The following is a 10,339-nucleotide window of genomic DNA, read 5'->3' on the forward strand; positions in this document are numbered from 1 at the left end:
CTGTCGCACAATCTTTGTGCGGTATTGCCTTTACGATTCCATACTGCGAACAATGGCATAAAATCATCACTTCACGCAAACATTCTATCTGAAGTCAGTTCCAGATGTCAATGCTTTTGGAAAACGCTCCCGATTCGCCGGATTCAAAATCACATCATATGGCACTGCATCAATATATGCTCTTTTCTCCCATGCCTGCTCCGGTTCCACCGTAATTTTCGATTCCCGAAATCGCGGGTTGGCACGCAGAAATGCTGTGATCGCCGGATACCACTGGTATGTTACAGAGGCAATTCGAAAAGTCACTGTCTCCTGAAACACACCCCACGCACGCACTTTGCACCACGTGTCCTGGTAGACCGCAATCAGCTGCCGTTTCAGCGTGTCGTTCGGCGTGCAGGCATACTGTTCCGCCAGCTTCTGTTGACTGGCGTTTCCGTATTGCTGCACCAGCTTCACAACAGAATCAAACTCAAAAGTTTCAGAGGGGTGATGCAATACTTCAATTGCCGTTTCCGATACCGAAAGCAGCCACGCACCACCTAAAACCATGCCATACATATTCAATCACTCCGCCTTAAAGTTATAGACCGGCTGGATTTCCCGCACCACTTCTGCGGTCGGCGTGATTTGTTCCAGAATGGCTTCCTTGCTCTTGTATGCCATAGGGCATTCGTCCAGCGTTTCTGCACTGACAGTCGAGGAATAAATGCCCTCCATTTCCTTCCGATAGGCATGCACGGTAAAAGAATTCTTGGCATCGCTCCGGCTCATCAGTCTGCCGGCTCCGTGAGGAGCAGAACAATTCCACTCGGCATTGCCCTTTCCTCTGCAAATCAGCGAACCGTCCCGCATATTGATCGGAATCAGCAGCAACTCCTCTGCCTGTGCAGAAACCGCCCCTTTCCGAAGAATCCGGTTTTCTATATCGATATAGTTATGAATCGTCGTGAACCGTCCTTGTTCTTTCAGCTTACAGCCTTTCAGAATAGTATCCGTAATTGCCCGACGGTTCCAGTCGGCGAATTCCTGCATGATCTGCATATCGTGAAGATACTGCTCCAGCAGTTCCCCTTCACAGTATGCCAATTCATAGGGAATTTCCCCGTTTTCTTTCAGCAGAGCATACGCCTTGTCCTGATAGTACTTTGCCACCTGTAAGCCGGCATTTCGGCTGCCGGAATGCACTACCAGATACAGTGTGCCGTCCTCTGCCTTGTCCACTTCAATAAAGTGGTTGCCGCCGCCCAGTGTCCCCAGACTGCATTCCGCACGGGGCATGGAAACTGCTTCTTTACAGTACAGTTCTTCCAGTCTGGTATTGGCGATATATTTGTGTGCGGCACTGCGAATCTCAAAGCCGCAGGGAATATTCTTGTGAATGAAACTGTCCAGTTCCGGCAGGTTGATTCTCTTGGCTTTCAATTCCACCGTTTCCATGCCGCAGCCAATGTCTACACCCACCAGATTCGGCACGATCTTATCCGTAATGGTCATGGTCGTTCCAATGGTACAGCCCTTGCCTGCGTGTACATCAGGCATAATGCGAATCCGGCTGCCCTTGGTGAATTCCTGTGATACCAGCTTCTGAATCTGCCCCTCGGCACCCGCTTCTATGGTATCTGCATAGACGATCGCTGTGTTATAAGTGCCTTCTATTTTAATCATCGAGTTCACTCCCCTTGTGTTTCTGTTTTCTGGAATATTTCTTCTTGTCCGGCAAGACCTGTGTGGCAGGGTTGACATTTCCCCAATCGCCGCGTTTCTGGTCGTTCAGTGCTTTCTGTTTCTTCTTGCTTAGTTTTTCAAATGGTACGAATTTTTCCATGATCGTTTCTCCTTTCGGGTAAAAGTATGTTTCTTTTCTGTTTTACGAATGCTTAGGAAACACTGAATAAAGCTTGTGCGTAAGATGCGTAGTCAGATTTTTTGGCAGATTGTCAGAAATTCCGCAGGCAGACTGCCGTTATTATGGCAAGGGATTTCTGGGCAATATGACGGGAAAATCTGTACGCAGATTGCGTGCAAAGCCGTCAGGCGGGCTTTATGCAGTGTTTCCCTTATACAGCTTTCTTTTCCAGCCGCCGTGACGGACGATAGACCAGCAGGGCAATGCCGATCAATACTGCGGTTGCTGCGAGGCTGACCGGATAAACCAGCATGATCGTCTGAAATGTCTGACTTTTCTGGAACACGATATAGATCCACGCGAACCGGATTCCGCAAACACCGATCGTTGTCAAAATTGCCGGCACCAGCGAAATGCCAAATCCGCGGAGATAGCCGGACATCACTTCATACAGCATGCTGAACACGTAGGCGGAAAAAATGGTGACCAGACGGACATACCCGATCTGAATTACTTCCGGATCGTGGTTGAAAATCGACAGCAGGAATTTACCGGAAATCAAAATCAGCCCGATTGCCGCCGCAGATGCAATGGCATCTTCCGCCAGACACAGCCCCAGTACCTTTCGGCAACGCCGCATATTGCCTGCCCCGTAATTTTGTCCCACAAACGTCGTGCACGCCTGACTGAACGAATTCAGCACGTAGTACGCCAGTATCTCCAGATTGAACGCCGCACTGGAAGCCGCGATCACCGTAGTTCCCAGACTGTTGATAGCAGACTGTATCACAATGTTTGCCATTGCAAAAACAGCACTCTGAATTCCCGCCGGAAGTCCGATTTGCACAATGCGAAGCAAACTCTGCCGGTCAATGCACAAGTCGCTCCGTGACACGCGAACGCATTTGTCAGTATGCAGCAGTTTCCAAAGCAAAATCAAAGAGCTGACACCGTTGGCAATTACTGTGGCAATTGCCACGCCGTTGACGGTCATATGCAGCACGATGACAAAGAACAGGTTCAGAATCACGTTCAAAACGCCGGAAATCAATAGAGCCTGCAATGGAATCTTCGTATCGCCGATGCTCCGGAACACTGCCGCTTCAAAATTGTAGAGAAAAATGACCGGCAGCCCCAACAGATAAATCCGCAGATACAGCAATGCCTCCGGAAAAACATCGTCCGGCACGTGAAGCAGTCCCATGACTTTTCCTGCTACCAGTTCCCCGATAACTGTTACCACAATGCCGCTGAGCACCGCTACGATTAAGGCGGTATGTACGGCTTTCTTGACGGACCGCATGTCCTTTCTGCCGATAGCATTGGCAATTACGACGTTGGCACCCAGTGCAATACCAATAAATAAGTTTAGAATCAGCCCGATCAGCGGACTGTTTGCCCCTACCGCCGCAACGGCAACAGTTTTATCCCCGCTTGAAAAATTGCCTACAATGGCAATATCCGATGCATTAAACAGCTGTTCCAGAATCGCCGTGGCTGCAACCGGAAGTGCAAAGCGTGGCAGCTTGTCCCAAAGTGACCCGTGCAGCATATCGATCTTGGCAGGAACTTTTTCTATTCCCATAGCGAATACCTCTTTCTATATATTACGGAAACACTGCATAAAATCCGCCTGACGGCTTTGCACGCAATCTGCCGAAAAATCTGACCGTGCATCTTACGTACAAGCTTTATGCAGTGTTTCCTGAATGCTGTCATTTTTATTATAGCACATTTTCGTCTGAATAGCAAATCGAAATGAAGAAGCGTAAAAATCAGTTTTCGGCATGTTTAGTGTGACTCGCTCCATTTACTTTCGTTTATTTTGCAGAATTCTACTTTTAATCGCATAAATTGATGGAAAAACATTGAAAAATAAGCTTGACAAATTCGTTGTACTGTGCTATAATATATAAGTCGGTTGACGAGATAAACGAAACCGATAAACGCCATGCGGGTGTAGTTCAATGGTAGAATTCCAGCCTTCCAAGCTGGTTACGTGGGTTCGATTCCCATCACCCGCTCCAAAAGCGCCTTTAACTCAGCTGGATAGAGTAACTGCCTTCTAAGCAGTAAGCCACTGGTTCGAATCCAGTAAGGCGCGCCAAAAGTCCCGCAGAGGGACGCATATATGGTGGGTGTAGCTTAGCTGGTTAAAGCGTCGGATTGTGGTCCCGAAGATCGTGGGTTCGAATCCCATCTCCCACCCCACAAAATATCACGCAAAAAAGGTATAATACAGTTCCTGAACCGGAATTTGTATTATGCCTTTTTTGTGTTATCCTAACAAAATCCTAACGTGCAAAGCCAAAGTTAGCATCCCCCATTTCCTGACGAATCCATCCCCAAAGCAAAAAAATTCCTCCCAACCACTAACCTGTTGAGAGGAATCTTTTTTTAATAAGGTTTATTACAGTTTACGCAGCCAGAACGCTGTCCATACCTTCAATGGTAAAGGTAATGCTAAAGCTGTTCTTCGGCATGGTATAATCCAACGCTGCCAGATCAGTGTTGTAAATGTTCACCAGTTCCATGTAGAAATTGCCCTGATCATCAGCCATTACCAGCGGTTTGTCAATCGGGATCTCCTGATCGTCGCACTTTACAACAACATCGCTGACTTTCAGCGTGTTGTTAAAGGCAAAGTCTGTGCTGACAAACAGCATGTTCAGCTTGCTGCTGTCAGAGGAGAAATCGTAACCGTCCACAGAAACGGTATAAGTACCGTCTGCGGAAATGGTCGCATCTGTAAATTTCGCACCAGTGTCAATGATCTGGTCGTCCTCGCCCCACTTGATCAGTGTGTTGAAGTAATCCGTGTCCTTGCCGTACTTGGCATCGCTGCAGGTGTTCCGGAATGTGTAAACTTCCGTCTGAATGCCGATGTATGCATGTGCATCGTCTGTCTTTTCCACCTTATTTTCTACGACAGTATCCAGACCAGCCTTCGGGTCTTTGTTCTTTACTGCTTTCAGAATGGTGGAGATGATCTCCGGCTGTGTCTGCTCATATGTGTTGCGGTCGAACAGACCAAAGCCATACACGCCGTTAAAGCCGTTATCCCAGTATACCGGAATCATGCCCATTGAAGCAGCCTTACCTGCAACATAGCCGTCCCAGTATGCACGGTTACCCTGAATCTGTCCGGCAAAATCTGCATAAGCCGAGGACTTGTCGATACAGCCATACTCACCAATGATAACCGGAATATCATTCTTTACGAATTTTTCCTGCATGCGACTGAACAGATCGTCCAGATAAGATTCGTCGCCCCATTTTGCCTTATTCATCTTCGGGAAGCCGTTCACTTCAATCAGATTATCGCCGTACTCGCCCCACAGAATGGTTTTCAGATCCTCTATACCACAGTAATCCCACGGGTCATAGTAGTGTACCGAAACCATCATGCGGCTTTCTCCAGCAGAACATTTTTCATCAGTAGGCATCTCAAAGCCATAGTCCCCTATGGTGTACTCAATGTTGGTGTTCCAGCCCGGAACCAAAAGCCAGCGGTGCGTGTTCTTTTCGCCCGTACCACGAACCGTATCTACAAAAATCTGATTGTACTGATTCAGATTTGCATAGTACTCCTTGTTCGGGTCGCCATCATATGTACCGTCAGATTCTTCGTTCATGGATTCGAAAATCAGATGTTCGTCATACTTTGCAAAGCGTTCCGCGATCTGCTTCCATACCGCTTCATACTTTTCGCGAATCATATCCTGATCTTCGCCGTTTACCAGGAACCAGCCGCCGTCAATGCTATTATAGCCATCGCCGTGCATATTGATAATCACATACAGTCCCTCATTATAGCAATACTGCACCACTTCTTCCACACGGTCCAGCCAAGCGGAATCCACCTGATAGCCGTTCGCATCATCAATGCGATCCAGATAGGAAACCGGCACACGAACAGTCGTGAATCCAGCATCAGCCACTGCGGAAATCAGTTCCTGTGTGATCTCCGGATTGCCCCATACGGTTTCGTTGACTTTTCCGCCGGAATTGGCTTCCAGCTGATTTCCCACATTCCAGCCGGCACCCATAGCTTCAGCGATCTTGTCCACACCGATGGTGAAATCGCTGTCGTAGGGAATCACTGCGTCTTCCTTATCGGAATCTTCTTTTTTCGAAGCATCTCCGCCGGAGCTGCCACAGCCTGCAAATCCAGCCGCCATAGCAGCTGTCAATGCACAGGCAGTGAGTCTTTTCCAAAATTTCATACGTTTGTACCTCCAAATGACATATACCTCTATTATACCATAGAATCTGAAGCTGTCAAGAATTTTTGTGGCATTTCACAGCAGAATTCACCCCAAAATCGGAATGTTGCATAAAAAAGCACTGCACAAACTGTGACATTCGTTGATGCAGTGCTTTCTATAGGGATTATCGCACAAAGCTTGTACGGTGCTGCCCTCATATTTCTTTTTCCAGTTCATTATCCACCAAATCATAGTGAGCATCGATTGCCTTTTCGCAGGCGGGATAATCTCCGCGGCACAACGCCTGAAACAGCATGGTATGTGATTCCTGTAGCTTTTGCTTGACAGTATCACTTGCCGTCTGCAATGCGGTATCGATCCACTTGCGGTAAACTTCTGTAATTGGTTCCAGCAATGCGATCCAGAACTGATTTTCCGTGGCATGGATCAGCAAAAAATGAAATTGCCGATCCAGTTCGATCTGCCGATCCAGCGGCTGTTGTTCCTGTGCCTTTTGCAGCAAGGCGGCTGCCTGTTCCTTCCAGCGGAAAAAGGTGTCCTGATCCAGAATCGCCCGACAGACTGCTTTTTCCATATTCCGCCGAAACGAGCAGATCTCTTTTCGGTCAGTCTGTCCCAGCAACAGCATCATATGTACCATTTCCGTGATTGGGCGGGATACGTTTCCGGTCAGATAGTTGCCGGAGCCACGCTTGCAGACGATCACGCCGGTATGCTCCAACATTCGCAGAGCCTCTCGGGTAGAGTTTCGCCCGATCGACAGCGTTTCCGCAAGACTGCGTTCTGTAGGCAGCCGAGAACCAATAGCCAGTTCTCCGCTGGCGATCATCTGGGACAAATAAGAGATCACTTTCTGATACTCTCTGGTTTCTTCCTGCATAAGCCACCTCACATGATATGTGAAAAAATCGTTGCCCCGATTACGGTAATCAAACCGGCAACTACGATGGACAGGCTGCTCATCGCACCTTCCACTTCTCCCAGTTCCATTGCCTTTGCAGTGCCGATGGCGTGGGAAGCCGTGCCCAATGCAATGCCTTTTGCCACAGGCTCCTGAATCCGGAACAGCCGGAAAACGATTTCCGCAAAAATATTCCCCAGCACACCGGTAATGATAATTGCGGCAACGCTGATAGACACATAGCCGCCCAGCTTTTCCGAAACGCCCATGCCAATGGCAGTGGTAATGGACTTCGGCAAAAACGTTACATATTCCTCATGGCTGAACCTGAACAGCACTGCCATTCCCAGAATTGCCCCCAGGCTGGACAACACGCCGGACAAGATGCCGATCAGGACTGCGTGCCAGTTCTTCTTCAACAATTCCAGCTGCTCGTACAGCGGAATAGCAAGGCAAACGGTTGCAGGGGTCAGCAGATAGCTCAGATACTTCGCACCCTCATCGTATTTCTCATAGCTGATTCCGGTACACGCCAGAAATGCAATGGTGATAATAATGGAGATCAGCAGCGGATTCAGAATTGCCAGCTTGAATTTTTTCTTCAGCAGCAGTCCCAGGCCATAAGATGCCACGCTGATCACCACGCCAAAAAACGCTGAATTTTCCAAAAAGTCAAACATGATTTTCCTGCACTCCTTTTTTTCTATGTCGAATGACTGATTGTGTTACCTTACCGGAAATAATCATCACGATCCATGTGGAAAGCACTGTGACCGCCACATACTCCAGCCACGCCGGTGCGATCACGTCCCATGTTTCCAGCAAGCCCACCGCCGCCGGAATAAACATCAGCGGCATGATCTCGATCAGAAATTTTCCCGTTTCATGCACGGATTCATGGGGAATGATCCGCAGCTTCAGGCAGAGAAACAGCAGTATGATGCCGTAAATACTCGCCGGAATCGGCAGCGGGATCCACTTTTCCAATACCTCTCCCACAAAGGAAACCAACAGAATGATTCCAAATTGTTTCATCCATTTCATTTGACAAACACCTCTTTAATTGGTACTACCAATCTATTATAGCACGGAGATTATGACACGTCAAGCATTTTACAGTACGAATTTTATGCAGAAATAGAAAAAGCTGCCATATGCCTTTGGAGCATACAGCAGCTTTTCAAACGCACTCAGGCAGCAGCCGATTTCCGGCACGTTCGGACGCGTACCCAGATAAAGAACACGATATAGACAAGACTGGTCAGTATCCACGTGACCGGATAGGACAGATAAACTGTTTCGATTCGGTGATACGCCGGAATCTGGAACACCGTCGCCAGCCACACCAGACGCAGCACACACACGCCCACAATGGAAACGATCATCGGCATAACAGAATATCCGATACCACGCAGTGCTCCCACCATAACGTCCATAATGCCGCAGAGAGCGTAAACCATAGAGATATAGTGCAGACGCACGATTCCCGCGGCAATGACTTCCGGATTGCTGGAGTAGATGTGAAGCAATTCGTTCCCGAAAAATACAACCGCATTTCCCAGCAGCGTACCAGTGACGATCACGCAGGCTTCTCCCAGAAGTACGATTCGGTGGATTCGCTTCTGTTCCCCTGCCCCGTAGTTCTGGCTGACAAAGGAAAGGGTGGTCTGATAAAAGGCGTTCATTGCCATATACACGAACCCCTCCAGATTGGCAGCGGCAGAGTTTCCGGCAACCACGATGTTTCCGAAAATGTTGACCGAGGACTGGATCACCACGTTGGACAAAGCGAATACCACGCCCTGAAATCCCGCCGGCAAACCAATTCGCAAAATCTGTATCATCTTCTTTCGATGAATATGCAGAGCACGCAGTTCCAGATGAATCCCGCCAGACTCTTTCATCAGACAACGCAGCACCAGCAATGCGGAAACGGTTTCGGAGATCACCGTAGCAATGGCAACACCCATTACGTCCAGATGAAAGCCGACTACAAAAATCAGATTCAGCACCACATTGATAACACCGGCACAGAGCAGGAAATACAGCGGCCGTTTGGTGTCCCCCACTGCCCGCAGCAGAGCACTGCCAAAGTTATAGACCATTGTAGAAGCCATACCCAGAAAGTAGATTCGCAGGTATGTGGTTGCCAGCGGAAGCACCTCCTCCGGCGTCTGCATCCAGATCAGCATTTGTCGGGCACCGATCACGCCCAGCACCATCAGCAAGCCGCCGCTAATCATGCTTAACAGCATAGATGTATGCACCGTGTCCCGCAGATCGTCCCACGTCTTTGCCCCGTAGGAACGTGCCGCCACAACATTCGCACCAATGGACAGCCCGATAAACAAGTTGGTCAGCAGATTGATCAGGGCAGTGTTTGAGCCGACTGCCGCCAGCGAATTGTCACCGGCAAACTTTCCCACCACCACAATGTCCGCTGCATTAAACAACAGCTGCAAAATACTGGACAGCATCAGCGGCAGTGCAAACATCAGCATTTTCCGCAGGATCGGACCGCTGCACATATCCATTTCGTATTGTTTTGCCTTTGTACGCAAGGCGATCATCTCTTTTCTCTTTCATTCAAAGTTGTATTTTTTATTGGCAATACCGTGCAAAGTCGCCAGACGCTCTTTGTGCGGTATTGCCATTATATCACGCCAACTGCAAAAAGTCAATCTTGAAAAGTGAACTGTAAAAATTAGAACAAATCGCTTTATTTCAATTGTACAATCGATATTCAACATTTGATTTTTCAGAACAAATTCTACTTTCTTTTTTTTTTTCTGTTTTTCGGAAATCGGTTGACATCTCTCCGGAATTGTGATATAATAATTAAGTCGGCTGATACAGACGACAGAAAATAAACTGGGGTGTAGCCAAGTGGTAAGGCAGTGGACTCTGACTCCATCATTCCGAGGGTTCAAATCCTTCCACCCCAACCAGTAAAGCAGTTTCGAAAGAGAAACTGCTTTTTTTATTTTTTGCAGCAGCGGTTTCTGGATTCATAGAATATTCCTGTATCCTTTACAAAATATAGAATTGACTTTTCAGGCGTACCGTGGTATAATAATATAGTCGGTTGGAGAGATACCAACAACAAAAGATACTGGGGTGTAGCCAAGCGGTAAGGCAGTGGACTCTGACTCCATCATTCCGAGGGTTCAAATCCTTCCACCCCAACCAAATCAACGGCTCCTGCAATAGTAGGGGCTGTTTTTTTATGCTCTGCCGGTATCTGGTGCTTCTTCTCCCCTGCTGCAAAAAATCCCCCGTTTTGTTCTGTCACAAAACGGGGGATTTTTTATTTTATGGGAATTTTACTTGAGGCAATACCGCACAAAGAGCGTCTGGCGA

At 48.0% G+C, this 10,339-nt stretch carries 9 protein-coding genes and 5 tRNA genes; 5 read left to right on the forward strand and 9 right to left on the reverse strand.

Annotated features, from left to right (window positions below; all coding sequences use genetic code 11):
• Positions 1–84 precede the first annotated feature (84 nt).
• From RUMCAL_RS08750 to RUMCAL_RS08760, 4 genes are all read right to left on the reverse strand, one after another.
• Entirely contained in the window at positions 85–561 is a 477-nt protein-coding gene (locus RUMCAL_RS08750) for a hypothetical protein (protein ID WP_021682396.1), read from the reverse strand.
• 6 nt (positions 562–567) lie between these two features.
• Entirely contained in the window at positions 568–1,668 is a 1,101-nt protein-coding gene (locus RUMCAL_RS08755) for an RtcB family protein (protein ID WP_021682397.1), read from the reverse strand.
• Positions 1,661–1,828, reverse strand: coding sequence for a DUF7230 family protein (locus tag RUMCAL_RS15545; RefSeq protein WP_021682398.1), 168 nt, complete (start codon positions 1,826–1,828; stop codon positions 1,661–1,663). Before RUMCAL_RS15545 ends, RUMCAL_RS08755 begins: the two co-directional genes overlap by 8 nt.
• 232 nt (positions 1,829–2,060) lie before the next feature.
• Entirely contained in the window at positions 2,061–3,434 is a 1,374-nt protein-coding gene (locus RUMCAL_RS08760) for an MATE family efflux transporter (protein ID WP_021682400.1), read from the reverse strand.
• Between the two features lie 368 nt (positions 3,435–3,802).
• Here RUMCAL_RS08760 and RUMCAL_RS08765 point away from each other — a divergent pair.
• The 3 genes from RUMCAL_RS08765 to RUMCAL_RS08775 all read left to right on the forward strand — a co-directional run bounded on the left by RUMCAL_RS08765 (position 3,803) and on the right by RUMCAL_RS08775 (position 4,060).
• Positions 3,803–3,876, forward strand: a tRNA-Gly gene (locus RUMCAL_RS08765).
• Positions 3,877–3,879: 3 nt separating this feature from the next.
• Positions 3,880–3,956 (forward strand) — tRNA-Arg (locus RUMCAL_RS08770).
• 27 nt (positions 3,957–3,983) lie between these two features.
• Positions 3,984–4,060 (forward strand) — tRNA-His (locus tag RUMCAL_RS08775).
• Positions 4,061–4,266: 206 nt separating this feature from the next.
• Here the strand turns inward: RUMCAL_RS08775 and RUMCAL_RS15085 are convergent.
• The 5 genes from RUMCAL_RS15085 to RUMCAL_RS08800 all read right to left on the reverse strand — a co-directional run bounded on the left by RUMCAL_RS15085 (position 4,267) and on the right by RUMCAL_RS08800 (position 9,540).
• On the reverse strand, positions 4,267–6,075 hold the full coding sequence (locus RUMCAL_RS15085) for a glycoside hydrolase family 5 protein (protein ID WP_021682402.1): 1,809 nt from the start codon (positions 6,073–6,075) through the stop codon (positions 4,267–4,269).
• A gap of 196 nt (positions 6,076–6,271) precedes the next feature.
• Positions 6,272–6,958: a FadR/GntR family transcriptional regulator gene (locus RUMCAL_RS14660; protein WP_021682404.1), complete on the reverse strand. Its 687-nt coding sequence runs from the start codon at positions 6,956–6,958 to the stop codon at positions 6,272–6,274.
• 8 nt (positions 6,959–6,966) lie between these two features.
• Positions 6,967–7,659 carry an LrgB family protein gene (locus tag RUMCAL_RS08790; protein ID WP_021682405.1) on the reverse strand — a complete coding sequence of 231 codons (693 nt, stop codon included), beginning with the start codon at positions 7,657–7,659 and terminating at the stop codon, positions 6,967–6,969.
• A complete protein-coding gene (locus RUMCAL_RS08795) occupies positions 7,652–8,023 on the reverse strand; it encodes a CidA/LrgA family protein (RefSeq protein ID WP_021682406.1) in 372 nt (123 codons plus the stop codon). Before RUMCAL_RS08795 ends, RUMCAL_RS08790 begins: the two co-directional genes overlap by 8 nt.
• Positions 8,024–8,169: 146 nt before the next feature.
• Positions 8,170–9,540 carry an MATE family efflux transporter gene (locus RUMCAL_RS08800; RefSeq protein WP_341349368.1) on the reverse strand — a complete coding sequence of 457 codons (1,371 nt, stop codon included), beginning with the start codon at positions 9,538–9,540 and terminating at the stop codon, positions 8,170–8,172.
• Positions 9,541–9,851: 311 nt separating this feature from the next.
• On the opposite strand from RUMCAL_RS08800, the gene RUMCAL_RS08805 reads away from it, so the two are divergent.
• Positions 9,852–9,927 (forward strand) — tRNA-Gln (locus tag RUMCAL_RS08805).
• 165 nt (positions 9,928–10,092) lie between these two features.
• Positions 10,093–10,168, forward strand: a tRNA-Gln gene (locus RUMCAL_RS08810).
• Positions 10,169–10,339 lie beyond the last annotated feature (171 nt).

It is taken from the genome of Ruminococcus callidus ATCC 27760, assembly GCF_000468015.1.
In the GTDB taxonomy this organism is placed as follows: Bacteria; Bacillota; Clostridia; order Oscillospirales; family Ruminococcaceae; genus Ruminococcus_C; species Ruminococcus_C callidus.

What these genes read in the sequence shown, in the direction of transcription:
- RUMCAL_RS14660 (WP_021682404.1), bottom strand. Translation starts at nt 6,958, where the DNA reads ATGCAGGAAGAAACCAGAGAGTATCAGAAAGTGATCTCTTATTTGTCC.
- RUMCAL_RS15085 (WP_021682402.1), bottom strand. Translation starts at nt 6,075, where the DNA reads ATGAAATTTTGGAAAAGACTCACTGCCTGTGCATTGACAGCTGCTATG.
- RUMCAL_RS08790 (WP_021682405.1), bottom strand. Translation starts at nt 7,659, where the DNA reads ATGTTTGACTTTTTGGAAAATTCAGCGTTTTTTGGCGTGGTGATCAGC.
- RUMCAL_RS15545 (WP_021682398.1), bottom strand. Translation starts at nt 1,828, where the DNA reads ATGGAAAAATTCGTACCATTTGAAAAACTAAGCAAGAAGAAACAGAAA.
- RUMCAL_RS08760 (WP_021682400.1), bottom strand. Translation starts at nt 3,434, where the DNA reads ATGGGAATAGAAAAAGTTCCTGCCAAGATCGATATGCTGCACGGGTCA.
- RUMCAL_RS08795 (WP_021682406.1), bottom strand. Translation starts at nt 8,023, where the DNA reads ATGAAATGGATGAAACAATTTGGAATCATTCTGTTGGTTTCCTTTGTG.
- RUMCAL_RS08750 (WP_021682396.1), bottom strand. Translation starts at nt 561, where the DNA reads ATGTATGGCATGGTTTTAGGTGGTGCGTGGCTGCTTTCGGTATCGGAA.
- RUMCAL_RS08755 (WP_021682397.1), bottom strand. Translation starts at nt 1,668, where the DNA reads ATGATTAAAATAGAAGGCACTTATAACACAGCGATCGTCTATGCAGAT.